The organism is Microbacterium sp. BK668, assembly GCF_004362195.1.
Classification (GTDB): Bacteria; Actinomycetota; Actinomycetes; order Actinomycetales; family Microbacteriaceae; genus Microbacterium.
Map to the genome: position 1 here is coordinate 274836 of NZ_SNWG01000002.1, position 26898 is coordinate 301733.

The following is a 26898-nucleotide window of genomic DNA, read 5'->3' on the forward strand; positions in this document are numbered from 1 at the left end:
TGCGTCGGCGTGACGGGGACGAGCCTCACGGCCGCGAATCGCGTGAATCCGGGCTCGCCCCCGTGATCCCGCTGTTCGGCGGAGCGACCGACGTCGACGACGAAGGGGTGGGCGAGGCGCGATCGACGGCGGGCGAAGCGTGGCATCCCACCTGGGTGTCAGAGCGGCCGGGGGGAGCGGGTGACGACCGATCGGTGACGCACTCGCGCGAACTCGCCGAGAAGGGGCTTCTCAAGAAGCTCCGCACGCGGTCGCTGTCGATCTCGGAGGCTCGTGCAGTGCTGCGAGAATACGACCTGGTCGATGCGGACGCAGACGGCGTCCTGGCATCTCTCGAGGAGTACGGCTACCTCGACGACGCGGCGCTCGCCGAGCAGCTCGTGCACGCGGGAGTCGACCGGAAGGGCCAGGGACGCGCCGCGATCGCGCAGACGCTCGCCAAGCGCGGCATCCCGCGCGACGTCGCAGATGCGGCGCTGGCCGCCTTGCCCGACGACGACCTGGAGCGTGCCCTGGACTTCGCGCGCGGCAAGGCCGGGGCGATGGGCGCGCTTGATCGCGATACCGCGCTGCGCCGGCTGACCGGTCAGCTGGCTCGCCGCGGCTTTGCGGGCTCGCTGTCCCTCACCGCGGCGCGGATGGCTCTCGAAGAGGCACCGGGAGGGTCCTCGGGCGTCCGCTTCCGCTGACCCGCGGCGCGGCCGTGTCGTTGTGGCTGCATCGGCGCGGCCGCGTCCGGGTCGGTTCCGGAGGCCGCGCAGAACGGCGACTCGTAGAATGTGTACATCATGTCTTCCCCTTCTTCCGCGCCCGCGCTGATCGCGCCTTCGCCGGCCGCGACGGCGGTCGACGGGCGCCTGCGCACGTACGAGGTGCGCACGTTCGGCTGCCAGATGAACGTCCACGACTCCGAGCGGCTCTCGGGCTCGCTCGAGAGCGCGGGCTACGTGCGCGCGGAGATCGGCGAAGAAGCCGACGTCGTGGTGATCAACACGTGCGCCGTGCGCGACAACGCGGCGGGCAAGCTCTACGGAACCCTCGGGCACCTGAAGTCGCGCAAGCAGCAGCACGACGGCATGCAGATCGCCGTCGGCGGCTGCCTCGCACAGATGGACAAGCAGGCGGTGCTCGACAAGGCGCCCTGGGTCGACGTCGTCTTCGGCACGCACAACATGGGTTCGCTTCCGAGCCTTCTCGAGCGTGCGCGGCACAACGGGGAGGCCGAGCTCGAGATCCTCGAGTCGCTCGAGGTCTTCCCGTCGACGCTGCCGACGAGGCGCGACTCCGTCTACAGCGGGTGGGTCTCGATCTCGGTCGGCTGCAACAACACCTGCACCTTCTGCATCGTGCCGAGCCTGCGCGGCAAGGAGAAGGACCGCCGGCCCGGAGACATCCTCAACGAGATGCGGCTGCTCGTCGACGACGGCGCCATCGAGGTCACGCTCCTCGGCCAGAACGTCAACTCCTACGGCGTCGAGTTCGGCGACCGCCAGGCGTTCGGCAAGCTGCTGCGCGCGGCCGGAGAGATCGAGGGACTCGAGCGCATACGCTTCACCAGCCCGCACCCCGCCGCGTTCACCGACGACGTCATCGACGCGATGGCCGAAACGCCGGCGGTCATGCCGCAGCTGCACATGCCGCTGCAGTCGGGAAGCGACCGCATCCTCCGGGCGATGCGCCGCTCATACCGCAGCGACCGGTTCCTGGGCATCCTCGACCGCGTGCGCGCCAGGATGCCCGACGCCGCGATCACGACCGACATCATCGTCGGCTTCCCCGGCGAGACCGACGAGGATTTCGAAGAGACGATGCGCGTGGTCGAGGCATCCCGCTTCTCGAGCGCGTTCACATTCCAGTACTCCATCCGCGAGGGGACGCCCGCCGCCACGATGGAGGGTCATGTGCCGAAGGCCGTGGTGCAGGAGCGTTACAACCGCCTCGCCGCGCTGCAGGAGCGCATCTCGCTCGAAGAGAACCACCGGCAGCTCGGGCGCGAACTGCAGGTCCTGGTCTCGACGGGCGAGGGCAAGAAGGATGCCGAGACGCACCGCCTCACGGGGCGCGCCGAGGACAACCGGCTCGTCCACTTCGAAGTGCCCGTGGGTTCGGATCTGCCGCGACCGGGCGACGTGGTGAGCGTCACCGTGACCCACGCGGCTCCCTTCCACCTGCTGGCCGACTCGACCGACGGCGCGCCGCTGCGCATCCGTCGCACGCGCGCCGGCGACGCGTGGGACCGCTCGCTCGCGGAGTCGTGCGCCGTGCCCGCGCCGCCGGCAGGCGGAACCGGCGCGAAGCGCGCCGTGTCGCTGGGTCTGCCGACTCTCCGCGCCGGCGTATGAATCGGTGAGCCGGTCGCCCGCGCTCTGGGCCCTCGTCGGCGCGACCGGCACGGGCAAGACGGCGCTCTCGCTCGACCTCGTCGAGGCCCTCGGCGCGCGAGGACGGTCGGCCGAGATCGTCAACGCCGATGCGATGCAGCTCTACCGGGGCATGGACATCGGCACGGCCAAGCTCCCCGAGCACGATCGTCGCGGCATCCCTCACCACCTTCTCGACGTGCTGGACGTGACGGATGACGCGGCCGTGGCGTGGTATCAGGATGCTGCTCGCACCGCGATCACCGGCGTCCACGCGCGCGGGTCCGACGCGGTGCTGGTCGGAGGATCGGGGCTCTACGTCTCGAGCGTGCTGTTCGACTTCCGCTTCCCGCCGCGAGACCCTGCCCTGCGCGAGACCCTGGAGGCCGAGCTCGACGAGCAGGGGCCGGGCGCGCTCCACGCCCGCCTGCGGCAGCTCGACCCCGCCACCGCCGAGCGGATGGACCCGCGCAACGGGCGCCGCATCGTCAGGGCGCTCGAGGTCCTGGCGACGGGGTCGCCGACGCACGGGGCGGCGCTCCCCGAGGCGCCGGTCCTCTGGCACCCCGAGACCCGGATCGTCGGCGTCTCGGTGCCGCGACAGGACCTGGTCGAGCGGCTGGACGATCGGGTCGAGGGCATGTGGCGCGACGGCCTCGTCGACGAGGTGGCGTCCCTTCGGAAGCGCGGACTCGAGCAGGGGGTCACGGCCCGACGCGCGATCGGCTACGCGCAGGCTCTCGCGCAGCTGAACGGCCAGCTGGCGCAGGAGGAGGCGATCGCGCAGACGCAGCAGCTCACACGGCGCTATGCGCGCCGCCAGGTGTCGTGGTTCCGCCGTTATGAGGACGTGCAGTGGGTGGCGGCGGGGCACGCGGCATCCGCTCTCGTCACGGAGCTCACTTGACGATCGTCGTGCGCCCGTTCGCTCCGGGCGAGACCGAGGCGGTCATCGCGCTGTGGCATGCGGCGGGCGTCACCCGGCCGTGGAACGATCCTCGCCTCGACATCGAGCGGAAGCTCCGGGTGCAGCCCGAGCTGTTCCTCGTGGCGGCCGAGCGCGACGCGGTGATCGGCCGCGACGCGGTGATCGGCACTGTCACGGCCGGCTACGACGGGCCGGCCGCGGCATCCTGAACCCCGGCGCGCTGCAGGATCCCTAGAATCGGAGGATGCCTCTCGTCCCGTTCACCAAGGGCCACGGGACGGGGAACGACTTCGTGATCGTGCCCGACCCCGCCGGCGAACTCGATCTCTCCGACGATCAGATCGCGGCTCTGTGCGATCGCCGGTTCGGCGTCGGCGGGGACGGGGTGCTGCGCGTCGTGCGGACGACGGCGATCGACGAGGGAGAGGCCGCTGCGGCGGCCGGCGCCGAGTGGTTCATGGACTACCGCAACGCGGACGGATCGAAGGCCGAGATGTGCGGCAACGGCATCCGCGTCTACGTGCGCTACCTGCTCGAGGCGGGACTGGCCTCGCTCGACGATGGCGCGACGATCCTCATCGGCACGCGCAACGGCCCGCTGCCGCTGACGCGCAGCGAGCTCGGATTCGAGGTCGACCTCGGACAGTTCCGGATCGACGATGCCGAGACCCTCGTGCGCGCCCGCGGGCTGCCGGTGCCGCGTCCGGGGCTCAGCATCGATGTGGGCAATCCGCACGTCGTCGTCGCGCTCTCGGTGCCCGGCGAGCTCGACACCCTCGACCTGTCCGTTCGTCCCCAGCTGCACCCCGAGCCGCAGCGCGGCGCCAACGTCGAGTTCGTCGTCCCCGACGATCCGCTGGTGCGAGACGGCGTCGGGGCGATCCGCATGCGGGTCTTCGAGCGCGGGGTCGGCGAGACGCTGAGCTGCGGCACGGGGGTCGCCGCCTCCGCGCTCGCCGTGCGGCACTGGGCAGGCTCCGCCGCGCCCGATCGCTGGGTCGTGGATGTCCCCGGAGGACGCCTCGGCGTGCGCGTGACCCACGTGGACCACGAGCGCCACGTGCTGCTGTCGGGACCTGCGACCCTGGTGTTCTCCGGCGAGGTCTCGCTCGTCTGAGGTCCCCCGCCCCTCGTGATCGCGCGACGCGGACCGGATCAGGGCAGCTCGACCGCGCCCGTTCGCGGCGTCCCGTGCCGACGCACCTTGATGACGCGGAACCCGCGACCGGTCGCCGCTCGGTGGACGCTGTAGCCGTTCTCGAAGGTCGCGGAGAGCCAGCGCTGCAGCGAATCCGACCCGAGATTCCGCTGCACGACGAGCCAGGCGTCCGAGCGCTCGTCCAGGCGGGGGATCCAGCGCTCGAGCAGGCCGTGCAGCTCGTTCTTGCCGACTCGGATCGGGGGGTTGGAGCGGATCGTGCGGAAAGAGACCTCGCCGGGAACATCGTCGGGCAGCACCGCGTTGACATTGGTGACGCCGAGCGCGTCCGCGTTCCGTCGGACGAGGTCGAGCGCCCGCTCGTTCACGTCGACGGCCCAGACCGTTGCCCGGGGCGATTCGAGCGCGAGAGTCAGCGCGATCGGGCCCCAGCCGGAGCCGAGGTCGAGCAGATCACCGCCGGGTGGAGCCGGAGGAGTGCTCGCCAGCAGGACGCCGGTACCCGAGTCGACGTGATCGGGGCTGAAGACCCCTCCCGCGGTCGTGACCTCCACGTCGCGGCCGGCGAGGCGGACCCGGATGCGTCGCAGGTTCTCGGGACTGGCGGGCGACGCGCTGAAGTAGTGGTCCCCCGTCATGGCGTCGAGCGTAGCGAAGAAGCGCCGGTGCGCGGGAGGGTGAGGGCGCGGGAGCGTAGAGTTTGAGGGCCTCGGCTTCGGGCGCCGCGGGCGGATGGAAGATGTCGACCATTCGACCCGAGCGCTGCGATCAGGCATCCCGGAAGGAACACATGACAGACACCACGACACCCCAGAGCACGGACGAGACCCCGGTGGACCCGGTGGACCGGGTGCTGGCGCGCGCCGACGCGCGATCTGGTGTGCGGGTCTTCGGCGCCGCACAGGCGCTGCAGGACGAGACGACGATCTCGCGGGCCGACACCGACGGCGAGCAGTGGGACCGGGAGGAGCGCGCCGCGCTGCGCCGTGTCCCGGGCCTGTCGACGGAGCTCGAGGACGTCACCGAGGTCGAGTACCGGCAGCTGCGCCTCGAGAACGTCGTCCTCGTCGGCGTGCACCCGCAGGGCGAGCAGGAGGATGCCGAGAACTCGCTCCGGGAGCTGTCCGCTCTCGCCGAGACAGCCGGAGCGGTCGTGCTCGACGGCGTCCTGCAGCGGCGTCCTCACCCCGACCCCGCGACGTACGTCGGGCGCGGCAAGGCCGAAGAGCTCCGCGACATCGTGGCTTCGGTCGGCGCCGACACCGTCATCGCCGACACCGAGCTGGCCCCCAGCCAGCGTCGCGCGCTCGAGGACGTCGTGAAGGTCAAGGTCATCGACCGCACCACCGTCATCCTCGACATCTTCAGCCAGCACGCGAAGAGCCGCGAGGGCAAGGCGCAGGTCGAGCTCGCTCAGCTCGAGTATCTCCTCCCGCGCCTGCGCGGGTGGGGTGACTCGATGAGCCGGCAGGCCGGTGGCCAGGTCGGCGCCGGTGGCGCGGGAATGGGCTCGCGCGGTCCTGGTGAGACCAAGATCGAGCTCGACCGACGACGCATCCGCACCCGCATGGCGCAGCTGCGCAAGCAGATCCGGGAGTTCGCCCCGGCGCGCGATGCCAAGAGGGCCGAGCGCAAGCGCAACACCGTCCCGTCCGTCGCCATCGCGGGGTACACCAACGCCGGCAAGTCGTCCCTCCTCAATCGCCTGACCCGGGCGGGGGTGCTCGTCGAGAACGCGCTGTTCGCGACGCTGGATGCGACGGTCCGCCGTTCCGAGACGGCCGACGGACGCACGTACACGCTCACCGACACCGTGGGATTCGTGCGCAACCTGCCCCACCAGCTGGTCGAGGCGTTCCGCTCGACGCTCGAGGAGGTCGGCGAGGCCGACGTCATCCTCCACGTCGTGGACGGCTCGCACCCGGATCCCGCGGCGCAGCTGAAGACCGTGCGCGACGTGATCGGCGATGTCGGCGCGCGCGACACCCGCGAGATCGTCGTGTTCAACAAGGCCGACCTCCTTGCCGAGGACGAACGGATGCTGCTGCGCGGCCTCGAGCCGCAGGCGCTCTTCGTCTCGTCGCGCACGGGTGAGGGCATCGACGCGCTCCGCGCGGCGATCGAGTCGGCTCTGCCTCTGCCCGAGGTCGAGGTGCGGGCTGTCGTGCCCTACGACCGCGGCGACCTCGTTTCGGCCATCCACGAGACCGGGCACCTCGTCTCGCAGTCGCACGAGGCCGACGGGACGGCCGTGCACGCCTACGTGTCGCCGCGCCTGGCCGCGGAGCTCGCGCCCTTCACCGGCTAGCCCGAGCCCGGCTCCGAGGTCAGGTCGAGCGCCGGGACGCCCGGCGTGTCGAACCCGAAGACCTGTCCCAGGAATGCGTAGGACTTCTCCAGGACGTCGATGACGGTCTCCGCCTTGCGGAAGCCGTGTCCCTCACCCTCGTACAGCACATACGCGTGGGGTACGCCGCGGGCGACGAGGGCATCCCGGATCGACTCGGACTGCGACGGCGGCACCACCTCGTCGTCGGCGCCCTGCAGCAGCAGCAGGGGCACTCGGAAGCGCTCCGGTCGGCTCAGCGGCGACCGCTCCGAATACACCTCCTCGGCGGCCGGCAGCGGGCCGATGAGGCCATCGAGGTAGTGCGCCTCGAAGTCGTGCGTGTCCTCGGCGAGGGCACGGGCGTCGCCGACCCCGTAGCGCGAGATCCCCGCCGAGAAGACGTCGGTGCCGACGAGTGCAGCGAGGACGGTCCAGCCGCCCGCGGAGCCTCCCTCGATCGCCAGTCGTGCGGCATCCGCGCGCCCTTCTCCCGCCAGGCCCGCCGCGGCCGCGGCGACATCGTCGACGTCGACGACGCCCCACTGACCGCGCAGGCGCTCCCGATAGTCCCGTCCGTAGCCGGTGGAGCCGCCGTAGTTGACGTCGAGGACGCCGATACCGCGGCTGGTGAAGAACGCGACCTTGCCGGATGCCGCGCCGGCGACGTGCGACGTCGGCCCGCCGTGCACGAGCACGACGTAGGGCGGGCGCGCGTCGACGGGTCCCTCGACGTCCGGATGCGTGGGCGGGAAGTCGAACGCGTGCACGGGCCCGTGGGGCCCGTCGAACGTCACGGCGCGGGGCTGCGGCATCCACTCGTCGCCCCAGGGCGCCGCCGTCCCCGCGATGCGCTCGGACGTCCGCTCCTCGACGTCGACGAGCCAGATGCCCGGCGGCGTGGCCGCACCCGATCCCGACACCAGCACGCGCGACCCCGAGGCGTCTTCGATGACCGCGTTCGCCGTGACTACGAGTCCGAGCGACTCCGAGACCCGAGTGCGCGGGTCGATCAGGACGACGTCATCCGACCCGTTCGTCCGGACGGCGACGATGCGCCCGTCCTGGAGGGGCGCATACCAGCGGGATCCCAGCACCCACAGCGGCCCGCCCGTGTCGGCGTCGGCGGGCGCGACGTCCTCGTGGTCGAGATCCGCGTCCAGATGCATGCGCCAGATGTTCCAACGTCCGGTCTGATCGTCGAGGTACAGCAGGTCGTCCGCGTCGGTCCACACGGGCTGCAGGCTCGACGTCGCGCCGGTCGTGATCGTCGTCCACTCCGCGACGATGCCGCCCTGCATGCGCCCCACACGCAGCTCCGTGCGGTCCCACGGCATGTCGGGATGATTCCAGGCCACCCAGGCGAGATGACGTCCACCGGGTGACAGGGCGGGCTGCGCCACGAAGTCGCTGTCGGCAGTCAGGTCGACGACGCGCCACAGCCCGCGCGTGGCCACCGAGACGACGTCCCGCCGGGGCGCGGGGGTCTCGCCGTGGATCTCCCGGACCGCCAGCAGCACCCCCTCCTGGTAGCTCAACCCGCCGAAGCGGACTCCGGGCTCGGCCGCTGTGAGCGGCACGGGCGGCTCGCCGGGGGACGCCGCCCAGATCCGCTGGTCCGCCTTCTCGACGAAGAAGAGGCGCCCGTCGTCGGAGGCCGTCCACGACCCTCCGCCGTACTCGTGCACGCGGGAGCGCGCGTTCCACGGGAACGGCAGCACGTCTTCGACGTAGCCGTCGGCCCGGCGCCGGCGCACGGCGGTGCGCCCGCCCTCCTCGGGAAGGCTCTCGCCCCACCAGATCTCGTCGCCGACGAAGCGTGCACCCTCCAGCCGGGGCGATGCCGCCGACACCGCCGCCGCCGTGACGGGGGACGGCCAGGATCCATACGGAATCTTCCGCGCCATGGGGCCCAATCTACGCCGACGGCACATACCTATCGAGATATGCCTCTGCCGTTATGGAACTCGAAACAGTCGGTCATACAGGTCGTGCCCGCCTCGGCAGCTCCTCTACCGTGGTCGCATCGTCGTCCCGTCACCGGGGCGTGGAGCGACAGCCGAGCCCGGCACCCGCCCGCGATGACACCGTGCCTCCTCCCGCGAGGGCGTGCACGGCGCCGCGGCCGCCCGGCCGGATCCGTCCTCTCCCGATTGCACGCCATGCCCGCTGATCAGCGCTCCACCGGCTCGGTGCCGTTCTCCTTCGAGCTCTACCCGCCCCGCTCCGACGCGGCTGCGTCAGAGCTGGGGGAGACCATTCGCGTGCTCGCCGACGCCGGTCCGCAGTTCATCTCCGTGACCTATGGCGCGGGCGGCTCCACCGGCGGGGCCTCGCTCGACGTCCTTCGCCGCATCAGGGCGACCGGCGTCGAGCCGCTCGCGCACCTCACGTGCGTCGGGAACACGTACGAGGGCGCCAACAGGCTCATCCGGGAGTTCCTCGACGCCGACATCACGAGCTTTCTCGCGCTGCGCGGCGATCCGCCCGCCGGGGCGTCGGAGGACGACGCGTTCCTGGGCGACCTCGAGAGCGCCGCGCAGCTCGTCCAGCTCATCGACCGGGTGCAGGCCGAGCGCGCGCCGTACACCGAGGCCTCGATCCCCGGCGTGCCGGGCGCCGTCCGCGTCGCGGGCCGCCGCCGCGTCGACATCGCGGTCGCCGCATTCCCCAACGGGCATCCTCGTTCCCGGCATCCTCGGGAGCACATCGACGCCCTGCTCGCGAAACAGGCGGCGGGGGCGACCTTCGCCATCACCCAGGTCTTCTTCCACGCCGACGACTACCTCTGCTTCGTCGAGCGGGCGCGTCGGGCGGGTGTCGGCATCCCGATCCTCCCCGGCATCATGCCGATCGTGTCGCCCGGGCGCCTCCGCCGCGTGCTGGAGCTCACCGGCGAGGAGCTGCCGGGCGAGCTCGCCGTCGCGCTCGAGGTCGAGCCGACCGCCGAGGGGCGCCGCGCTGTCGGGGTCTCCGCCGCAGCCCGCCTCACGCGGGAAGTCGTCGACGGCGGCGCCCCGGGCGTCCATCTGTACGCCTTCAACTCCCACGACGCCGTCCTCGCGGTGCTCCGCGAGGCCGGCATCCCGACCCGCCGATCCGAGCCGACCCGCCGATCCGAGCCCACCCGCCGATCCGAAACCCACCACCCATCCGAACTGGAGGCCGCACGATGACCGACACACCCACCGCATTCCCTGCCGGCACGATCCTGGGCTACCCCCGCATCGGGCGTCGCCGCGAACTCAAGCGCGCCGTCGAGGCGCACTGGTCGGGCGCGCTCGACGAGGCCGCGCTCGAGACGACCGCCGCCGACCTGCGGCGCGCGACGCGCGAGCGGCTCGCGGAGCTCGGGCTCGGCCGGGACGACTCGTCGATCCCCGAGTCCTTCTCGTACTACGACCAGGTCCTGGATGCCGCGGTGGCCGTGGGCGCGCTGCCGCAGCGCTTCGCACACCTCCGGGGCCCAGACGGCGCGTTCGGACTCGAGGCCTACTTCACCGCCGCCCGCGGCGCGGGCGCGATCGCCCCCCTCGAGCTGACCAAGTGGTTCGACACGAACTACCACTACCTCGTGCCCGAGATCGGCCCCGAGACCGTGTTCGCGCTCTCGACCGACCGCTTCGCACGCCAGATCGTGGAAGCGCGCGCCGACGGCTTCGTCACGCGGCCCGTCGTCGTCGGCCCCGTCACGCTGCTCGCGCTCGCGAAGGCGTCGGATGCCGCGCCCGACGGCTTCCGCCCGCTCGATCGTCTCGCCGACCTCCTGCCCGTCTACGCGGAGCTGCTCGCCTCCCTCCGCGCGGCCGGCGCAGAGTGGGTGCAGCTCGACGAGCCGGCACTCGTGAGCGAGAGCCTGCCGGCTCCTGCCCACGAGCTCGCCGTGGCTGCGGCCAGCGCCTACGCAGTCCTCGGCGCCTCTCCCGACCGACCCGACATCCTCGTGGCGACCCCCTACGCGCAGCTTTCCTCCGAGGCATGGGCGGTGCTGGCCGCGGCGCCTGTCGAGGCGATCGCGGTCGACCTGACCCGCGGAACCGTCCCGGCGGCGGTGCCGGGCCTTGCGGACAAGGTGCTGGTCGGCGGCGTGGTGGACGGTCGCAACGTCTGGCGCGGCGACCAGGAAGCCGCGTGGCGGAGGCTCGAAGAGCTCGCCGACCTCGGTGCCCGCGCGATCTCGGCCGGTACCTCGACCTCGCTGCAGCACGTTCCGCACGACGTCGCCGACGAGCCCGACCTCGACGCCCGCCTCGTCTCCTGGCTTGCGTTCGCCGATCAGAAGGTCGGCCAGGTCGTGACTCTCGCCCGGGGTCTCGTCGAGGGCCACGGGGCCATCGCGCGACAGCTCGCGGAGGCATCCGTCGCCCTCGAAGACCGCCGCGGCGCGCCGGGCGTGCGCGACGGCGCCGTGCGGAGGCGCGCCGCGGCGCTGACCCCCGTGGACTTCGAGCGGGGCGACTACGAAGAGCGCGTGGCCGCACAGGAGGCGGCTCTCGGGCTCCCGCTCCTGCCGACCACGACGATCGGATCGTTTCCGCAGACGCCGGACATCCGGCGGCTCCGCGGCCGGCACGACCGCGGCGAGATCTCGACGGAGGAGTACGAGCAGCTGCTGCGGCTGGAGATCACGGCGGTCGTCGGGCTCCAGGAGGAGCTCGGCCTCGACGTCCTCGTGCACGGCGAGGCGGAGCGCAACGACATGGTGCAGTACTTCGCCGAGAATCTCGACGGCTTCGCCGTGACCCGCAACGGCTGGGTGCAGTCGTACGGCTCGCGTGCGACGCGCCCGTCGATCCTGTGGGGCGATGTCTCGCGTCCGGCACCGATCACGGTGCGCTGGTCCGCCTTCGCGCAGTCGCTCAGCGAGCGCCCGGTCAAGGGCATGCTCACGGGCCCCGTGACGATCCTCGCGTGGTCGTTCGTGCGCGACGACCAGCCGCTCGGCGAGACGGCCGACCAGGTCGCCCTCGCCCTGCGCGACGAGATCGCCGATCTCGAGGCCGCCGGCATCGGGATCGTCCAGGTCGATGAGCCGGCGCTGCGGGAGCTGCTCCCCCTCAAGGTCGCAGAACAGCCGGCATACCTCGACTGGTCGGTCGGCTCATTCCGTCTGGCGACGGCCGGCGCGGCGACGGCGACGCAGGTGCACACGCACCTCTGCTACTCCGAGTTCGCGGTCGTGATCGACGCCATCGCGGCGCTCGACGCGGACGTCACGTCGATCGAGGCGGCGCGCAGCCGCGGCGACGTCATCACCGACATCGCGGAGTCCGGCTTCTCCCACGGCGTCGGCCCGGGCGTGTACGACATTCACTCGCCGCGCGTGCCGTCGGTCGGAGAGATCGCCGACCTCCTGCGCCGCGCCGTCGACGAGCTCCCGCTCCGGCAGGTCTGGGTCAACCCGGACTGCGGCCTGAAGACGCGTGCCTACCCCGAGACGGTCGCGTCGCTCCAGAACGTCGTCGAGGCGACGCGCCTCGTGCGCCAGGGCATCGAGGTCAGCGTCTAGGACGCGGCTTCTTCGCCGGCGTGGATGCCTCGGCGCCGCCTTCTGCGAGGGGCGGAGCCGAGGCATCCGGAACACCCGCGGCGGGCGCGTCCGCCGGGACGAGCTCTTCGGCGGCGTGCCCGTCGGGTGTGATCTCGGAGTCGCTCCAGGCCTGGAGCGCCGCGGCCGACGCCTCGGCGTCTGCGGCGGCCGCTTCCGCGTCGGCGGCGGCGGCCTCCGCGTCGGCGAGCGTCTCGTCGATCGTGGGAGCGACGAGCTCGTCGGGCCGCTTCTGGAGGAGCTCGAGGATCCATGCGACGCCGAACGAGACGAGGAGCACGAGCACGACGTCGCCGAGCGACAGCGGGCGCAGCGCGTAGAGCCACAGCACGGCGAGCACCGCGATGATCGTGCGCACGAGCACCCGGTAGCGGGCGAGCCACAGCCCGAACGCGCCGGTGTTGAGGCCGGCGCCGGCGAGCGACCGGCGGGCGGAGGCGTTGAGTCCGCCGATGAAGCCGCGCGAGCGCCTCGCCGGCGCCGACGAGCCCAGGAACCAGCCGAGGACGGCGATGAACACGCCGAGCAGCGCGACGATCGACGCCGTCTGCCGCATCGAGTCGATCATCCGGGTGTAGATGACATCCAGGCCGGCGACGGAGAGGTCCAGCTGGGCCGCCACCTGGCCGACGACCGGATAGCCGATCGCGAACCCGAGCGCGAGGGCGCCGCCGCCGAGCGCGAATCCGATGCCCGTTCCAATGATCGCGACGCTGCGCTTGCGGGCGATGAGGATGCCGAGCCCGAACAGGGCGAGCGTGATGACCGGCAGCCACCAGCCGAGGGTCGTCGCGAGGGCGTAGACCGTGCGGATCGTGACGAGGGTCTCACCCGTTCCGACGATCACGACCTTGTCGACCGCGGGGATGATCTGCGCGACGCCGACTCCCTGGTCGAGCAGGTTCTGCTTGACGCGCTCCACGATGGTGCCGAGCTGGATGCCGACGCCGTCGTCGGTCATCACGACGACGCCTCCGCCGTCCGACGTCGCGGCGGTCGTGAGGGCCCGGTGCACGCCCCGGGTCGCGGTGGCCCACACGTCGGCGAACTGGTCGGACTGCACGACGCGCGTGACGGCGGTCGTGACGAGGTTCTCGAGGCCCTGGGCGGCCGGGGCCTGGAGGAGCTCGAGGGCGCTCTGGGCGCGGGGCGGCAGGCCGAGCTGCGAGATGCCGTCGAAGACGTTGGACGTCAGTTCGGTGAAGTCCACCTGGGCGTTGACGGCATCCATCGTCTCGTCGATGAGCATGTTCTGCACCGCGGGACTGTCGGCCAGCGGTGCGAGGGTGTTGACGAACTGCTCCTCATCGACCAGCTCGGCCCGCGCCCACGCGGTGACGATGGACACGGGCACGAGGAGGGCCGCGATGACGATGAGAAGCGCGGAGACGAAGGCGCGCCACCGGCCCGGCCGTCGCGCGGCGCCGGACGACCCTTCGCCCGGGAGCGGCTCGACGGGGGTCGTGCGGAGCGAGTCGTTCTCGGCGCGCAGCCGGTCGACCTCCGCGCGGAGGTCGTCGATCTCGGACGTCGCCATCTTCCCCACCTCTCATCGAGGCGGTCCCCGCCGCCTTGCCGCCATTGTGCCCGCGGGGCGCGAGGTTGACCATGGCCGGGCCTGCGCGCTCGCCCACGACGGGCGAGGCGCGTCCGAGCCGTGCTCGTCGGCCGGGCGCGGCGGCAGGGCCCGGCGCGGCGGCGGGACAGGGCCCGGCGCGGCGGCAGGGCCCGGCGCGGCGGTCAGACGGCGCGGAGGACCGCGACGACCTTGCCGAGGACGACCGCCTCGTCGCCGAGGATCGGCTCGAACGCCGAATTCCGCGGGAGGAGCCAGGTGTGCCCGTCGCGCTGCCGGAACGCCTTCACCGTCGCCTCCCCGTCGAGCATGGCCGCCACGATGTCGCCGTTGTCCGCGGTTGCCTGAGACCGGACCACGACCCAGTCGCCGTCGCAGATGGCTGCGTCGATCATCGACTCCCCGACGATCTTGAGCATGAACAGGTCGCCCTTTCCGACCAGCTGCCGAGGAAGCGGGAAGATCTCCTCGATCTGCTGATCGGCCGTGATCGGGACGCCCGCCGCGATCCGGCCGACGAGCGGGACCAGGGCCGCGTCGCCGACGGCGGGAGCGGTGTCGGCGGGGTTCTCGGCCGCCGCGCCGGGCAGGTCGATGAGGACCTCCATGGCGCGCGTCTTGCCGGCGTCCCGGCGCAGATAGCCGCTCAGTTCGAGCTGGTTCAGCTGGTGCGTGACGCTCGACAGCGACTTCAGCCCCACCGCGTCGCCGATCTCGCGCATGCTCGGCGGATACCCGTGCCGCGCGATGGACCGCTGGATCACCTCGAGGATCGCGAGCTGCTTGTCGCTCAGGCTCTTGCGCCGCCGGGTCTGAGGCCGTTCGCGGCCGCTCGGATCGCTCATCTCGCAGCTCCTGTCTCGCGCCGGGGAGGGCAGCGGTCTTCGAATGTCGGAGGCCCGTGGTGGGGTGTCTGTGTCGAAACCGTATCCGGTCGAGAAGGCGATGGCGAGCAGCAGCGTGCGCGTGTCGCGTTCGACGGTCGGGGCGGAGCCGACTTCCTTGACACCGGATTGTATCGAAGATAACTTCGGAACGCAGGTTCGCATCCCGCCGCTCCCGGCCGAGCGGCGGATGCGAATCTCTTCCCTCCAGGAGGACACCATGACCGCGATCGGCTTCGAGACCCCCCGGCTGACGGCCCGGGCCGTTCCCGCCACCCGCCTGCGCCTCACCGCGCGCGGACGCCGCGTGCTGACGCTCCTCGCGGCGTACCCCGCGCTCGTGGTCCTCGGCGTCGCCGTCTTCCTGGGCGGGTCGTCCGCCCTCGCGTCGCGCGACGCCGGCGCCCCCGCCGGATCGTTCGAGACGATGACCGTCAGCGCCGGCGATTCGCTCTGGTCGATCGCGCAGGAGATCGCCCCTGGTGCCGATCCCCGTGACGTCGTCGACGCCATCGTGCGGCTCAACGCGCTCGAGGGCGTCGAGGTCTCGGCGGGGCAGCGGATCGCCCTGCCGACGGAGTATGCGCCCGGCTCCTGAGCCGCGGCCGCCACGGCTGCGCCGCCTACGATGGGAGGGGTGAGCAGCAGTCTCGATCAGCTTCCCCTCCGCGACGATCTGCGTGGACTGAAGCCGTACGGCGCACCCCAGGCGCCGCTCCCGGTGGCGCTGAACGTCAACGAGAACACCCATCCGGTGCCGCAGGAGGTCGCCGACGACATACTGGATGCTGTCGCGCAGGCGCTGCGCGATGTCAACCGGTACCCCGACCGGGAGTTCACCGATCTGCGCGAGAGCTTCGCCGACTACCTGGGCCACGGCCTGACCCGCGATGAGATCTGGGCGGCGAACGGGTCGAACGAGGTGCTGCAGCATGTCCTGCAGGCGTTCGCGGGACCGGGCCGCACGGCGTTCGGCTTCTCGCCCACGTATTCGATGTACCCCCTGCTCGCGCGGGCGACGGGAGCGACGTGGGTCGCGGGCGAGCGCGCTCGCGACTTCGTCGTCGACGCCGAGAGCGCGGCATCCCAGGTGGCGGATGCCTCGCCTGACGTGGTCTTCCTCTGCGCGCCCAACAACCCGACCGGTACTCCGATGGGCCTCGACGTCATCGAAGCCGTGTACGACGCGACCGATGGCGTCGTCGTCGTCGATGAGGCGTACTTCGAGTTCGCTCCGCGCGACGAGCGCTCGGCGCTCACGCTGCTTCCGGGCCGCGAGCGGCTCATCGTCTCGCGGACGATGAGCAAGGCCTTCGCCTTCGCGGGCGCGCGCGTCGGCTACCTCGCCGCGGACGCGTCGGTCATCGACGCTCTCCGCCTGGTGCGCCTGCCGTATCACCTGAGCGCGCTCACGCAGGCCGCCGCGGTCGCCGCCCTCCGCCACGCGCCCACGATGCTCCACATGGTGGATGAGATCATCGCCCAGCGGGACCGCATCTCGGCGACCCTCGACGCGCTCGGCTACGACCCGCACGAGTCCTGGACGAACTTCGTGCTGTTCGGGAACGTCGACGACCCGGCACGCACGTGGCAGGACCTCTACGACCGAGGCGTGCTGATCCGCGACGTCGGGATCCCGCGGCACCTGCGGGTGTCGGCGGGCACCGAGGCGGAGACCACCGCCTTCCTGGACGCACTTGCCTCGATAGACTCGAAGGCATGACCGCACGCATCGCGTCGCTGCGCCGCGCGACGAGCGAGTCCACCGTCGAGCTCGAGCTCGACCTCGACGGGAGCGGCCGCAGTCACATCGACACGACGGTGTCGTTCTTCGACCACATGCTCACGGCGTTCGCCAAGCACTCGCTGACCGATCTCACCGTGCGCGCGTCGGGCGACACCGACATCGATGCGCACCACACCGCGGAGGACGTCGCCATCGTCCTCGGTCAGGCGATCCGCGAAGCCCTCGGCGACAAGGCCGGCATCGCCCGCTACGGCGACGCGCTCGTGCCCCTCGACGAGGCGCTCGCCCAAGCGGTCGTCGACATCTCCGGTCGTCCCTACCTGGTCCACTCCGGCGAGCCGGCGGGCTTCGAGCACCACCTCATCGGCGGCCACTTCACCGGCTCGCTGGTCCGGCACACGTTCGAGGCGATCGCTTTCAACGCGGGCCTCACCGTCCACCTGCGCGTGCTCGCCGGCCGCGACCCCCACCACATCGCCGAAGCCGAGTACAAGGCCTTCGCCCGGGCGTTCCGTCAGGCGAAGGCCCTCGATCCGCTCGTGGACGGCATCCCGAGCACCAAGGGCGCCCTGTGACGCGTCCCGTCGTGGCGGTGCTGGACTACGGGTCGGGCAACGTCCACTCCGCCGTCAAGGCGCTCGACGCCGCGGGCGCCGACGCGCGGCTCACGTCGGACCGCGCGCTCGTGCTCGAGGCGGACGGTCTCGTCGTGCCCGGCGTGGGCGCCTTCCGCGCGGTCATGGAGGCTCTGCGCGCCAGCCGCGGCGAAGAGCTGATCGGCCGGCGCCTCGCCGGCGGGCGCCCCGTCCTCGGCATCTGCGTCGGCATGCAGGTGCTCTTCGAGCACGGCGTCGAGCGCGGCGTCGACACCGAGGGACTGGGGGAGTGGCCCGGTGCGGTGACGGAGCTCGACGCACCGGTCCTGCCGCACGTGGGCTGGAACACCGTCCAGGTGGGCGAGGGCACCCGCCTCTTCCGAGGGATCGAGGAGGAGCGGTTCTACTTCGTGCACTCGTTCGGGTCGCAGAAGTGGACCATGCAGCCGCAGGCCCCGTTCCCGACGCCGACCCTGACGTGGTGCGAGTACGGCGCGACGCCGTTCCTCGCCGCGGTCGAGAACGGGCCGCTCTCGGCGACGCAGTTCCATCCCGAGAAGTCCGGGCGGGCCGGCATCCGTCTGCTGTCCAATTGGATCGACGGGCTGGGCGCCGCTACCCTCTGAACTCGTGCCTACCGCGGGGCCGATCCCGCGACCACGATCACGCACTGAGGATTCATGAACGACTTCGCCTCCCGGCCCGAACTGATCCTGCTGCCCGCCGTCGACGTCGCGGGCGGCAAGGCCGTCCGCCTCACGCAGGGCGAAGCAGGATCCGAGACGAACTACGGAGACCCGGTCGAGGCCGCCCTGGAGTGGGCGAAGCAGGGCGCGCAGTGGATCCACCTCGTCGATCTCGACGCCGCCTTCGGGCGCGGCACGAATGCGCCCATCCTGCGCAAGGTCATCAAGCAGGTGAAGGGCGTGCAGGTCGAGCTGTCCGGCGGCATCCGCGACGACGCGACCCTCGAGGCCGCCCTCGAGTCCGGCGCCGCGCGGATCAACCTCGGCACGGCCGCCCTCGAGAACCCGGAGTGGGCCGCCGACGTCATCGGCCGCTACGGCGACGTCATCGCCGTCGGCCTCGACGTCCGGGGAACGACGCTGGCCGCACGCGGCTGGACGCGCGAGGGAGGCGACCTCTGGACGGTGCTGGACCGCCTGGAGAACGCCGGCTGCAGCCGCTACGTCGTGACCGACGTCACGAAGGACGGCACGCTCCGCGGCCCCAACCTCGACCTGCTCCGCCAGGTCACGGGCCGCACTCCGAAGCCCGTCGTGGCCTCGGGCGGAATCTCGAGCCTCGACGACATCGCGGCGCTCCGCGACCTGGTGCCGCTCGGCGTCGAGGGTGCGATCGTGGGCAAGGCCCTCTACTCGGGCGCATTCACGCTCGCCGAGGCGCTGGATGTCGCCGGAGACTGATCCCGACGACCCCGACGGAGTCGAGGGCGGTCCCGGATCGGCTGGGCACCGCCACGCCGACCACGCCGCGGACTCCGCCGGCGTTCCGTGGCACGGGCGGAGCTTCCAGGCCAACCCGCACTCCGGCGACGACGGCTCGGCCAATCCGCGCCTGCTCGCCGCGCTCCTGGCGTTCCACGAGGGCACGGGCGATCCCGTCGCGGTCGTCGAGGCGTACCGCGCGGCGCGCCTGCTGATCCCCCTCGTCGCCGAGAAGGGCGACGTGGGGATCGGCGCGCACGGCCTCGCCGTCGACAAGACGCAGGAGCTGTCGATCGTCACCGTCGCCGCCCCCGACGGCAGGCGCGTCCTGCCGGTGTTCACGTCGGTCGACGCGCTCTCCCGATGGGATGCCTCGGCGAGGCCCGTCCCCGCCGACGGCCTGCGCACGGCGCTCGCCGCCGCCGAGGACGACACCGACCTCATCGTGATCGACCCCACGTCGCCCACCGAGTTCGTGCTGCGCCGCCCCGCGCTGTGGGCGATCGCCCAGGGGCACGCGTGGGAGCCGAGCTACGCGTCGCCCGAGGTCTTCGCGGGTCTGCAGGCGAGCATCGGCGGCGAGCTCGCCGTCCTCGATCTCGCCGTCGCGCCCGGCGACCCCACCGGGAGGCTCCGCGGCCCCGAACTCGTCGTACGCCTCACCCTCATGCCCGGCCTCGATCAGACCGAGCTCGACGCGGTCCTCGCGCGGCTCGCCAAGCGCTGGGCCGCCGACGACCGCATCGCGGTGCTCGTCGACTCGCTGACGGTGAAGCTCGTCCGCGGCAGCTGATGACGGACAGAGACCGATATGCGCCTCGGGTGCGGGGGAGGTGGAGTGATCTCGCGTATGCGACACGGGCTGAGGTACTCGATGCGGCGCAGCGGGGGAGGTCTCATCCTGACCCCGCCACCCAGGTGATTGTTCGGCGCATAGTCCAGGACGTTCTCGCCCGATGGTGGAATCGCCTGCCCGGCTGGGTGCTCCCGGCTGTCGCCGTCGGCATGCTGATCATCCTCATCGGCATGGCGCCGATGTTCGGCGATCTGGGGTGGGGCGCGCTGTGGTGGCTGTTGTTGATCCTCAACTTTGTCGCCCTTCTGTGCGGTCTCGGTGCTTGGTGGTCGCTGGGCGTGCACCAGCGGCTGTGGCGGCTCTACGAAAGTGCCCTTCCCCGCGAACCCGCCTCAGCCTTCTCGCGCTCGCTTGCGGCGATCGGCGGATCCCGCCGCCATTCGGCGCAACTGGACGCCGCGCAATCCGTTCAGTCGCGCCGATTCGCGGCCCCGCGCGCAGAACGCCGCAACCGAGGGCTGCCGTGAGGCGACCCCGGCGGATCTCTGCGGCGGCACGGCTCCGGCTCTTGCGACGCCGGCAGGTCGGGGCGAAGGATGGGCACGGCGACGGGGCCGGAGAGGCGCGCTGATGAGCGACGACACGCGGGAGCACAACACCATCCACGACTGGGCTCGGCACGACGCCGGGTCCCGAGACCCCCGGGGCGACCGGGCCGAAGCAGGCGACGCCGCCGACGGGCGCGACGGTTCGGGCGGCGAGTACCGCCGGCCTCTGCACATCGCGCATCGACGGGCGATGGAGTGGCTCGCCTCCGTCGAGGAACGGCCGATCCGGCCCGAGCTCGACGTCGACGGCATCCTCTCCCGGCTCGAGCACGAGCTCCCCGACGACGGACGGGATGCCGCCGAAGTGGTCGACGAGCTCGCGACCGCCGCAGAGCCCGGCCTCATGGCGATGGGCTCGTCGCGCTTCTACGGCTTCGTCATCGGCGGGGCGTATCCCGCCGCCCTCGCCGCGGACTGGCTCGTGTCGGCGTGGGACCAGAACACCGGCTCGCGTCAGCCGACGCCCGCGACCGCCGCCGTCGAGGAGACCGCGGCACGCTGGCTCGTGGACCTCCTGCGACTTCCCGCGGGCAGCGGCGTGGGCTTCGCGACCGGCGCCACCAGCGCCAACCTCGCATGTCTCATCACTGCGCGCGACGCCGTCGTCCGGGAACGCGGCGCCGACCCGGCCGCGGGTCTGCAGCACGCGCCCCGCGTGCGCTTCCTCGCGGGCGACGCCGTGCACACCTCGGTCGTTCTCGCGGGGAGGATGTCGGGCCTCGGCGCGCCCGTGACGGTCGGCGCCGACGCCCAGGGACGGATCGACGTCGCAGGCCTGGAGCGTGCACTGCACCAGGGCGAGGGGCCGGCGATCGTCGCGCTGCAGGCGGGGGACGTCCACTCCGGTGCCTTCGACGACTTCGCCGCCGCGATCGACGTCGCCCATCTCGCGGGTGCGTGGGTGCACGTCGACGGCGCGTTCGGACTGTGGGCCGCGGCATCCCCTCGCCTGCGGCACCTGACCGTCGGACTCGAGCACGCAGACTCGTGGGCGACAGACGCGCACAAGACGCTCAACGTGCCCTACGACTGCGGCCTCGCGATCGTGCGGGATGAGGCTGCGATGGCCGCGGCGCTCGGCGCACATGCGGCGTACCTTCCGGCCGTCGAAAGCATTCCGGACCCCTACGACCGGGTCACCGAGCTGTCCCGCCGGGCACGTGGCGTTCCGGTGTGGGCCGCCCTCCGTCACCTGGGGCGCAGCGGCGTCGTCGCGCTCGTGGAAGGACTCGCGGATGCCGCGACCGCCCTCGCGGAGGGCTTCCGCGCCATCCCGGGCCTCAGCGTGGTCAACGACGTCGTCTTCACCCAGGTGTGCCTGGCCGGGCCCACCGACGCGCAGACCGTCGCCCTCGGCGAGTGGCTGCGCGCCGAGGGCACCGTGTGGGCATCCTCGTCGCGCTGGCGGGAGCGCACGGTCGTGCGCTTCGCTGTGAGCAATCGCGGGACGGATGCCGAGGCGGTCCGCCGCACAATCGACGCGGTGGCCCGCGGCGCCGAGGCGGTCGGCATCGGCGGCTGACCGCCGTCCGCGGTCGCGCGGCGGGATGTCCGATCGCCCTTGACCGGCGGCGGGCCGGAGAGGACCCTGAGGGGCGGAGGCCTACGCCGGGGAACAGGGGAACCCGGACCATCTCTGCGCTGCTCGCCGCGCGGGCCTGACCAACCGAGAGTAGGAGCTCCCGCGCGCGCGGGACGAACGCAGGAGGTCGAGATGGCCGCAGGGGTCGAGGGTGTGTCGGATGCCGAGGAAGGGGTCTCGGGCCTGAGCCATGCCGCTCAGCGTGCGGGCGTGCTGGGGGTGAACGACAACGCCTCCGACCAAGCGGGCGTCGGCGTGCACGGACGAAGCCGCGCCACGGGCGTGTTCGGGGAGAGCGAGACGTGGCACGGAGTGTTCGGAACCAGCAGGTCGACGACCGGGGGTCACGGCGTGAGCGGCGACGCGGCCGTGGGCGTCTCGGGGATCGGGCGGTCGTGGATCGGGGTGTACGGCGAGACGCACGGCACCGAGAACGGGCCCGCGGGCGTGTGGGGCGACGGTCTCGAGGGCGGCGCGGGCGTGAAGGGTCACGCCCGCGCGCCGGGCGCCATGGGCGTCGGCGGCTTCCATTTGGCCACGGAGGGCGATGGTGGGCCGGGAGTGCTCGGCCAGAGCATCCGGGGTCGCGGGGTCGAAGGTCAGGGTGTCGTCGGAGTCGTGGGAACCGGAAGCCAATGGATCGGGGTCTTCGGCGAGACCAACGCGCCTCCCGAGGCCGGCGCCGCCGGCGTCTGGGGTGATGGGAAGGCGACGGCGGACGGCGTGAAGGGCGTGGCCACGGGCGCGGGGAAGGCGGCGGTATGCGGCTTCCAGCTCGGAGGCAACGGTCCGGCCATCTTCGGGCAGGGGAATCCGGCCGGTCAGTTCGCCGGTCGCGTCATCGTCGACGGCAATCTCGAGGTCACCGGCGATGTGCTGCTGGCGGGCGCAGACTATGCGGAGTCCATGACCGCGGTCGACCCCCACCTGGCGCCGGGAACGGTCGTCTCGGTGGGAGCCGACGGCCGAGTCCGTCCCTGTGAAGCGGAATACGACGTGGCCGTCGCGGGGATCGTGTCCGGAGGCGGGGGCGTCCGCCCAGCCGTCGTCCTGGATCATCACAGCGGAGGCGTCCCGGTGGCGCTCATGGGGAAGGTCTGGTGTCTCGCCGACGCCGGGGCCGGCCCCATCCGCCCGGGAGACCTGCTGACGACCTCACGCACGCAGGGCCACTCCCAGCGCGTGGCCGACGCCTCCCGGGCACTGGGTGCCATCATCGGCAAGGCCCTCACCCCCCTCGTCGAGGGGCGCGGGCTCGTCCGCGTCCTCGTCGCGACGCGCTAGGCGCCGGCGATGAGTCTGCGAGCGGACCTGGGTCCGAGTGTCGGCAGTGTGGATCGAGCCCGGGTCGCAGCCGGCCTGGTGCGCCCGGTGGGACTTCGAGAGGTGCTGGCGCGCTACGCGGTTCCGATCGAGTTCGACGAGCCCCTCGTCACCGCCGACGGCGTCGCTCTCGGAGGCCACCACCACGTCACGCTCCATCGTGACGGACGGTTCGTACACCGCGGCCACGCCCGAGCAACGGGATTCCCGTCGTTCGACTACGCCGTGCGGTCCGTCATCGGCGGGGGCGCCGCGGAGGCGATCGTCGCCGCCCAGGGGCGCGTGCACGGGACGAACGAGATCGGTGACCGGGAGAGCGCCTGGAACCAGGAGGGCCGGAACAACCTGCTGACCCTGCACTGGGCCGACCTCAAGACGGCACCGATCTCCACGTCGTTCACCCACGACACCGACATCTTCGGCGATGTGGGCGACGTGCTCGGCTTCGCGGCGCTCATCGCCGGCGGCGCCGTCATCGGAGGACCGGCCGGCGTCGCCATCGCCCTCGGCATCGCGGTGGCGGACCTCGCGGGCGTCGACGAGGAGCTCGGGATCGGAGGCCTCGTCGGCCTCACGCTGGCTGCGGGCATCCTCCTCGTCGGAGGACCGGCCGCCATCGTGCCGGCGGTCGTGGCGGGGATCGCCGCGGGCGCGGTGGCCGAGGCGATGGTCGAGGACCGGGGACTCACCGACGAGGAGTTCGCCTTCGCCGATCGCGTGTTCCGAGGGCAGTTGCCCAGGGAGCGCGTCCGGCTGACGAACATGCTCGGACTGGGCGGGCGCCCTTTCACGATGCCGTCGCTCGGGGACGCGATCCTCGTGAACCTGGGTGAGGGATTCGCCGATCCCGTACGCTATGCAGGGTTCGGCGACCCCGACAACGCCAACCGGCAGGCGCCCGGTCAGCTCTTCGTCCACGAACTCACGCACGTGTGGCAGATCGAGCACAGCACGTTCCTGCCGGGCATGATGTGCGAGGCCCTCGTCAATCAGTCGACGACGATCTCGGGCGACATGGGCGTCTACCAGTACGGGCCGCCGGACCGGGCATGGGCGGACTTCAACCTGGAGCAGCAGGCCAGCATCGTCGACGACTGGTTCGCGGGCTCCGGACGCCAGGCGCCGCCGGCGGGTTCGCCGCCCGCGCCGGCCTCGGAGACGGGAGCCTACTTCCGCTACATCAGGGACAACATCCGCACGGGCATCACGACGTAGTCACGTGACCGGCCCGGTCCACTTCTCGCCCGGGCCCTTGCCGATCGGGTCGGGGACGACGGATGCCTCGCGGAACGCGAGCTGGAGCGAGCGAAGGCCGTCGCGCAGCGACCGCGCGTGCATATCGCTGATCTCGGGGGCGCCCGCCGTGATGAGCCCGGCGAGGGCGTTGATGAGCTTGCGCGCCTCGTCGAGATCCTTCTGGTGGTCGGGATCGTCGGCGAGGCCGACCTTGACGGCTGCGGCGCTCATGAGGTGCACGGCGGTCGTCGTGATGACCTCCACGGCCGGGACGTCGGCGATGTCGCGGGTGGCGGATGCCGCGGCCCGCTCCTGGTCCTCCCAGCGGGCGAGGCGCTCGGCATCCGTGCCCTCGCTTCCCGAGCCCGAACCGTCCTGGTCGCCCTGAATCGTCTCCACGCCACTCTCTCTGCTAGACTATGGCGGGCTCCGGAGCGCTCTGCTCCGGAACGAAAGAGGATCACATCCCACCCGCGCTTGCCGCTCCAGGCTACCGGGTCCACGCACTCCGCCCCGTCCGCTTGCGGTCGGGGTAGCCCGCGATGCGATGCATGGCGGGAAGGGTGAGAAACAAGCCGGCGCTCGAGCGTCGTGCGAGTGGCGTGAGTCTCTTCCGCCCGCGACGCACCCGCGCTCGCGGTGGCCACCACCCGCACGAATGAGGAGTTCCGCATCAGCGATCCCCGCACCAATGAGCGCATCCGCGTGCCCGAGGTCCGACTCGTCGGTCCGAACGGCGAGCAGGTCGGCGTCGTCCGCATCGAGGTTGCGCAGCGTCTGGCTCAGGAGGCCGATCTCGACCTGGTCGAGGTCGCACCGAACTCGAAGCCTCCCGTCGTCAAGATCATGGACTACGGGAAGTTCAAGTACGAGGCCGCTCAGAAGGCCAAGGAGGCCCGGCGCAACCAGGCGAACACGGTCCTCAAGGAGGTCCGTTTCCGTCTGAAGATCGAGGCGCACGACTACCAGACCAAACTCAAGCGCGCCGAAGGCTTCCTCCAGTCCGGGGACAAGGTCAAGGCGATGATCCTCTTCCGCGGTCGCGAGCAGTCGCGCCCGGAGCAGGGTGTGCGCCTCCTCCGGAAGTTCGCGGAGGACGTGGCCAAGTTCGGGACGGTGGAGTCGAATCCCACGATCGACGGCCGCAACATGACGATGGTGATCGCACCGCACAAGAACAAGTCCGAGGTGAAGACCGAGCAGAACGCTCAGCGCGCCGCCAACAAGGAGGCGGCTCGCACCGCTCGCACCGGCGCACCCTCGGATGAGCCCGCGTCCTCGGTCCAACCGCAGGTGGAGACCGCCGAGTAGGGCCCCCAACGACTCCCGCTCCGAGCGGGACATCAGCTCCCGCCTGGTCGGGAAACACAACGAAGGAAGAAAGATGCCGAAGCAGAAGACCCACTCGGGTGCCAAGAAGCGTTTCAAGGTGACCGGCACCGGCAAGCTCAAGAAGCAGCAGGCGAACCTCCGCCACAACTTCGAGGGCAAGCCCACCAAGCGCACGCGCCGCCTGTCCGCCGACAAGATCCTCTCCCCGGGTGACGCCAAGGTCGCCAAGAAGCTCCTCGGCATCTGAGCGCCGACGCACGTTAGGAAGTAGAAGAAATGGCTAGAGTCAAGCGGGCTGTCAACGCCCACAAGAAGCGCCGCGTCATCCTCGAGCGTGCCTCGGGCTACCGTGGCCAGCGTTCGCGCCTGTACCGCAAGGCGAAGGAGCAGGTCACCCACTCGCTCGTCTACGCGTACCGCGACCGCCGCAAGCGCAAGGGCGACTTCCGTCGCCTGTGGATCCAGCGCATCAACGCCGCGAGCCGTCAGAACGGCCTGACCTACAACCGCCTCATCCAGGGCCTCGGCCTCGCCGGCGTGCAGGTCGACCGCCGCATGCTCGCCGAACTGGCGGTGAACGAGCCGGCCACGTTCGCGTCGCTCGTCGAGACCGCCAAGAACGCGCTGCCCGAGAACGTCAACGCGCCCAAGTCGGCCTGACCTCGGCATCCGTCGTCCGAAGGGGCGCCCTCCGCACGGAGGGCGCCCCTTCGTCGTGCCCCGGCCGGCTGCGGCCGTGCGGCGAGGTCAGAGGTCGACGGGGAAGGTCAGCATGAGCACGAGCCCAGTGACGGCCAGCGCCATCGCCAGGCCCAGCAGGGTCCAGCGTGCCCAGCGCGGCCCGTCGCGGCTCGCGATCGCGGCCAGGAAGAGGACCAGGGCGAACAGTACCGTCAGGAGCGTGTAGTTGTCGCCACGCTGATTGTCCGCGAGAGCGCGATCGTACGCGGCGTCGGCCTGCGCACTCAGCTCGGCCGCCTCCTGATCCTTCGGGATGACGTACTCCGGGAGTGCGAAGGGGGTGAGGGTCTTCCTGTCCCACGCCTCGAAGGCGGCGGCCAGCGTCGGGGGGAATCGCTGCTCGACGAACGCCGCGAGTTCGGTGTCGCCGGAGTCGACGGCCGTGAGCCACGTGGCGAAGACGGTGAGATCGATCTGCCGCTGATCGCGGCCGGCGCTCGCGGCGTCGCTCGCCTTCACCCGCGCCGCGGAGGCCTGGCTGAACGAGATCGACATCTCGCCGCCCCACTTGGAGGACTGGAAGCCGCACCAGGCCGTGATGACCGCGATCGCGGAGAGCAGGACGACCGCGACGATCTCGAGCCAATCGCGGCGACCGCGCTGGTGCACGCCTCCGGGCGCGGGGGCGGATTGGGTCGCTGCGGCCTCGTCGGCCCCGTCGGTGCTCACGCCTCCGCATGCTAGTGGTCGCCCGGCGCTCGCGCTCGC

Annotated in this window: 27 protein-coding genes; 21 read left to right on the top strand and 6 right to left on the bottom strand. The window is 71.7% G+C overall.

From position 1 onward, the window contains the following. Window positions 1-62 precede the first annotated feature (62 nt). From EV279_RS15210 to dapF, 5 genes are all read left to right on the top strand, one after another. Window positions 63-689, top strand: a complete 627-nt coding sequence (locus EV279_RS15210) for a regulatory protein RecX (RefSeq protein WP_243728642.1) — start codon at window positions 63-65, stop codon at window positions 687-689. A 99-nt stretch (window positions 690-788) separates the two neighbouring features. Continuing rightward, complete coding sequence (miaB, locus tag EV279_RS15215) at window positions 789-2342, top strand: tRNA (N6-isopentenyl adenosine(37)-C2)-methylthiotransferase MiaB (protein WP_133545479.1); 1554 nt, start codon at window positions 789-791, stop codon at window positions 2340-2342. A gap of 4 nt (window positions 2343-2346) precedes the next feature. Then, entirely contained in the window at window positions 2347-3267 is a 921-nt protein-coding gene (gene miaA / locus EV279_RS15220; protein ID WP_133545480.1) for a tRNA (adenosine(37)-N6)-dimethylallyltransferase MiaA, read from the top strand. Beyond that, a complete protein-coding gene (locus tag EV279_RS15225; RefSeq protein ID WP_133545481.1) occupies window positions 3264-3497 on the top strand; it encodes a hypothetical protein in 234 nt (77 codons plus the stop codon). Before miaA ends, EV279_RS15225 begins: the two co-directional genes overlap by 4 nt. A gap of 35 nt (window positions 3498-3532) precedes the next feature. Next, entirely contained in the window at window positions 3533-4405 is an 873-nt protein-coding gene (gene dapF, locus EV279_RS15230; RefSeq protein WP_133545482.1) for a diaminopimelate epimerase, read from the top strand. A 38-nt stretch (window positions 4406-4443) separates the two neighbouring features. Here the strand turns inward: dapF and EV279_RS15235 are convergent, their stop codons facing one another. Next, window positions 4444-5085, bottom strand: a complete 642-nt coding sequence (locus EV279_RS15235) for a methyltransferase (protein WP_133545483.1) — start codon at window positions 5083-5085, stop codon at window positions 4444-4446. 152 nt (window positions 5086-5237) lie between these two features. Between EV279_RS15235 and hflX the strand changes: the two genes are divergently transcribed. After that, window positions 5238-6755, top strand: coding sequence for a GTPase HflX (hflX, locus tag EV279_RS15240; RefSeq protein WP_133545485.1), 1518 nt, complete (start codon window positions 5238-5240; stop codon window positions 6753-6755). Here hflX and EV279_RS15245 read toward each other — a convergent pair. Further along, window positions 6752-8680: a prolyl oligopeptidase family serine peptidase gene (locus tag EV279_RS15245; RefSeq protein WP_133545487.1), complete on the bottom strand. Its 1929-nt coding sequence runs from the start codon at window positions 8678-8680 to the stop codon at window positions 6752-6754. The two genes, hflX and EV279_RS15245, sit on opposite strands and share 4 nt — an antisense overlap. A gap of 255 nt (window positions 8681-8935) precedes the next feature. On the opposite strand from EV279_RS15245, the gene EV279_RS15250 reads away from it, so the two are divergent. Next, window positions 8936-9949 carry a methylenetetrahydrofolate reductase gene (locus EV279_RS15250; RefSeq protein ID WP_208109577.1) on the top strand — a complete coding sequence of 338 codons (1014 nt, stop codon included), beginning with the start codon at window positions 8936-8938 and terminating at the stop codon, window positions 9947-9949. Continuing rightward, window positions 9946-12282, top strand: a complete 2337-nt coding sequence (gene metE, locus EV279_RS15255) for a 5-methyltetrahydropteroyltriglutamate--homocysteine S-methyltransferase (RefSeq protein WP_133545491.1) — start codon at window positions 9946-9948, stop codon at window positions 12280-12282. The genes EV279_RS15250 and metE overlap by 4 nt, the downstream gene beginning before the upstream one ends. Here the strand turns inward: metE and EV279_RS15260 are convergent. Together EV279_RS15260 and lexA are read right to left on the bottom strand one after the other, a co-directional pair. Further along, window positions 12272-13858, bottom strand: coding sequence for a hypothetical protein (locus tag EV279_RS15260; RefSeq protein WP_133545493.1), 1587 nt, complete (start codon window positions 13856-13858; stop codon window positions 12272-12274). The genes metE and EV279_RS15260 overlap by 11 nt on opposite strands. Window positions 13859-14061: 203 nt before the next feature. Further along, complete coding sequence (gene lexA, locus EV279_RS15265; RefSeq protein ID WP_133545495.1) at window positions 14062-14742, bottom strand: transcriptional repressor LexA; 681 nt, start codon at window positions 14740-14742, stop codon at window positions 14062-14064. Window positions 14743-15001: 259 nt separating this feature from the next. Between lexA and EV279_RS15270 the strand changes: the two genes are divergently transcribed. The 10 genes from EV279_RS15270 (at window position 15002) to EV279_RS15315 (ending at window position 24096) form a co-directional block, all read left to right on the top strand. Next, window positions 15002-15379, top strand: a complete 378-nt coding sequence (locus EV279_RS15270; RefSeq protein ID WP_133545497.1) for a LysM peptidoglycan-binding domain-containing protein — start codon at window positions 15002-15004, stop codon at window positions 15377-15379. 30 nt (window positions 15380-15409) lie between these two features. After that, a complete protein-coding gene (locus EV279_RS15275; RefSeq protein ID WP_208109578.1) occupies window positions 15410-16504 on the top strand; it encodes a histidinol-phosphate transaminase in 1095 nt (364 codons plus the stop codon). Beyond that, window positions 16501-17103: an imidazoleglycerol-phosphate dehydratase HisB gene (gene hisB, locus EV279_RS15280; RefSeq protein WP_133545503.1), complete on the top strand. Its 603-nt coding sequence runs from the start codon at window positions 16501-16503 to the stop codon at window positions 17101-17103. Before EV279_RS15275 ends, hisB begins: the two co-directional genes overlap by 4 nt. Then, window positions 17100-17750 carry an imidazole glycerol phosphate synthase subunit HisH gene (hisH, locus tag EV279_RS15285; RefSeq protein ID WP_133545505.1) on the top strand — a complete coding sequence of 217 codons (651 nt, stop codon included), beginning with the start codon at window positions 17100-17102 and terminating at the stop codon, window positions 17748-17750. Before hisB ends, hisH begins: the two co-directional genes overlap by 4 nt. A 54-nt stretch (window positions 17751-17804) precedes the next feature. After that, a complete protein-coding gene (gene priA, locus EV279_RS15290; protein WP_133545507.1) occupies window positions 17805-18551 on the top strand; it encodes a bifunctional 1-(5-phosphoribosyl)-5-((5-phosphoribosylamino)methylideneamino)imidazole-4-carboxamide isomerase/phosphoribosylanthranilate isomerase PriA in 747 nt (248 codons plus the stop codon). After that, entirely contained in the window at window positions 18535-19365 is an 831-nt protein-coding gene (locus tag EV279_RS15295) for an SseB family protein (protein ID WP_133545509.1), read from the top strand. The genes priA and EV279_RS15295 overlap by 17 nt, the downstream gene beginning before the upstream one ends. Window positions 19366-19577: 212 nt before the next feature. Next, window positions 19578-19895: a hypothetical protein gene (locus EV279_RS15300; RefSeq protein WP_133545511.1), complete on the top strand. Its 318-nt coding sequence runs from the start codon at window positions 19578-19580 to the stop codon at window positions 19893-19895. 103 nt (window positions 19896-19998) lie between these two features. Continuing rightward, the gene (locus EV279_RS15305) at window positions 19999-21498 is read left to right on the top strand and encodes a pyridoxal-dependent decarboxylase (protein ID WP_347876863.1); all 1500 of its coding nucleotides are present in this window, start codon (window positions 19999-20001) and stop codon (window positions 21496-21498) included. Window positions 21499-21690: 192 nt separating this feature from the next. Further along, window positions 21691-22842, top strand: coding sequence for a hypothetical protein (locus EV279_RS15310; protein WP_133545513.1), 1152 nt, complete (start codon window positions 21691-21693; stop codon window positions 22840-22842). A 9-nt stretch (window positions 22843-22851) separates the two neighbouring features. Continuing rightward, the gene (locus EV279_RS15315; protein WP_133545515.1) at window positions 22852-24096 is read left to right on the top strand and encodes a hypothetical protein; all 1245 of its coding nucleotides are present in this window, start codon (window positions 22852-22854) and stop codon (window positions 24094-24096) included. On the opposite strand, the gene EV279_RS15320 is transcribed toward EV279_RS15315, so the two are convergent. Then, window positions 24097-24516, bottom strand: coding sequence for a DUF1844 domain-containing protein (locus EV279_RS15320; RefSeq protein WP_208109579.1), 420 nt, complete (start codon window positions 24514-24516; stop codon window positions 24097-24099). A 240-nt stretch (window positions 24517-24756) separates the two neighbouring features. Between EV279_RS15320 and infC the strand changes: the two genes are divergently transcribed. From infC to rplT, 3 genes are all read left to right on the top strand, one after another. Then, on the top strand, window positions 24757-25428 hold the full coding sequence (infC, locus tag EV279_RS15325) for a translation initiation factor IF-3 (protein WP_133545517.1): 672 nt from the start codon (window positions 24757-24759) through the stop codon (window positions 25426-25428). A gap of 73 nt (window positions 25429-25501) precedes the next feature. After that, complete coding sequence (gene rpmI, locus EV279_RS15330; RefSeq protein ID WP_133545519.1) at window positions 25502-25696, top strand: 50S ribosomal protein L35; 195 nt, start codon at window positions 25502-25504, stop codon at window positions 25694-25696. A gap of 29 nt (window positions 25697-25725) precedes the next feature. Next, entirely contained in the window at window positions 25726-26109 is a 384-nt protein-coding gene (gene rplT / locus EV279_RS15335) for a 50S ribosomal protein L20 (RefSeq protein ID WP_133545521.1), read from the top strand. Between the two features lie 87 nt (window positions 26110-26196). Here rplT and EV279_RS15340 read toward each other — a convergent pair whose 3' ends face one another. Beyond that, window positions 26197-26859 (bottom strand): hypothetical protein, encoded by a 663-nt coding sequence (locus tag EV279_RS15340; RefSeq protein ID WP_243728643.1) that lies wholly within the window; start codon window positions 26857-26859, stop codon window positions 26197-26199. Window positions 26860-26898 lie beyond the last annotated feature (39 nt).

Excerpts from the sequence above, each read along its gene's own strand:
- miaB (WP_133545479.1), top strand. The coding sequence starts at position 789 with ATGTCTTCCCCTTCTTCCGCGCCCGCGCTGATCGCGCCTTCGCCGGCC.
- dapF (WP_133545482.1), top strand. The coding sequence starts at position 3,533 with ATGCCTCTCGTCCCGTTCACCAAGGGCCACGGGACGGGGAACGACTTC.
- EV279_RS15235 (WP_133545483.1), bottom strand. The coding sequence starts at position 5,085 with ATGACGGGGGACCACTACTTCAGCGCGTCGCCCGCCAGTCCCGAGAAC.
- hflX (WP_133545485.1), top strand. The coding sequence starts at position 5,238 with ATGACAGACACCACGACACCCCAGAGCACGGACGAGACCCCGGTGGAC.
- EV279_RS15245 (WP_133545487.1), bottom strand. The coding sequence starts at position 8,680 with ATGGCGCGGAAGATTCCGTATGGATCCTGGCCGTCCCCCGTCACGGCG.
- EV279_RS15250 (WP_208109577.1), top strand. The coding sequence starts at position 8,936 with ATGCCCGCTGATCAGCGCTCCACCGGCTCGGTGCCGTTCTCCTTCGAG.
- metE (WP_133545491.1), top strand. The coding sequence starts at position 9,946 with ATGACCGACACACCCACCGCATTCCCTGCCGGCACGATCCTGGGCTAC.
- EV279_RS15260 (WP_133545493.1), bottom strand. The coding sequence starts at position 13,858 with ATGGCGACGTCCGAGATCGACGACCTCCGCGCGGAGGTCGACCGGCTG.
- lexA (WP_133545495.1), bottom strand. The coding sequence starts at position 14,742 with ATGAGCGATCCGAGCGGCCGCGAACGGCCTCAGACCCGGCGGCGCAAG.
- EV279_RS15270 (WP_133545497.1), top strand. The coding sequence starts at position 15,002 with ATGACCGCGATCGGCTTCGAGACCCCCCGGCTGACGGCCCGGGCCGTT.
- EV279_RS15275 (WP_208109578.1), top strand. The coding sequence starts at position 15,410 with ATGGGAGGGGTGAGCAGCAGTCTCGATCAGCTTCCCCTCCGCGACGAT.
- hisB (WP_133545503.1), top strand. The coding sequence starts at position 16,501 with ATGACCGCACGCATCGCGTCGCTGCGCCGCGCGACGAGCGAGTCCACC.
- priA (WP_133545507.1), top strand. The coding sequence starts at position 17,805 with ATGAACGACTTCGCCTCCCGGCCCGAACTGATCCTGCTGCCCGCCGTC.
- EV279_RS15295 (WP_133545509.1), top strand. The coding sequence starts at position 18,535 with ATGTCGCCGGAGACTGATCCCGACGACCCCGACGGAGTCGAGGGCGGT.
- EV279_RS15300 (WP_133545511.1), top strand. The coding sequence starts at position 19,578 with ATGCTGATCATCCTCATCGGCATGGCGCCGATGTTCGGCGATCTGGGG.
- EV279_RS15305 (WP_347876863.1), top strand. The coding sequence starts at position 19,999 with ATGAGCGACGACACGCGGGAGCACAACACCATCCACGACTGGGCTCGG.
- EV279_RS15310 (WP_133545513.1), top strand. The coding sequence starts at position 21,691 with ATGGCCGCAGGGGTCGAGGGTGTGTCGGATGCCGAGGAAGGGGTCTCG.
- EV279_RS15315 (WP_133545515.1), top strand. The coding sequence starts at position 22,852 with ATGAGTCTGCGAGCGGACCTGGGTCCGAGTGTCGGCAGTGTGGATCGA.
- rpmI (WP_133545519.1), top strand. The coding sequence starts at position 25,502 with ATGCCGAAGCAGAAGACCCACTCGGGTGCCAAGAAGCGTTTCAAGGTG.
- rplT (WP_133545521.1), top strand. The coding sequence starts at position 25,726 with ATGGCTAGAGTCAAGCGGGCTGTCAACGCCCACAAGAAGCGCCGCGTC.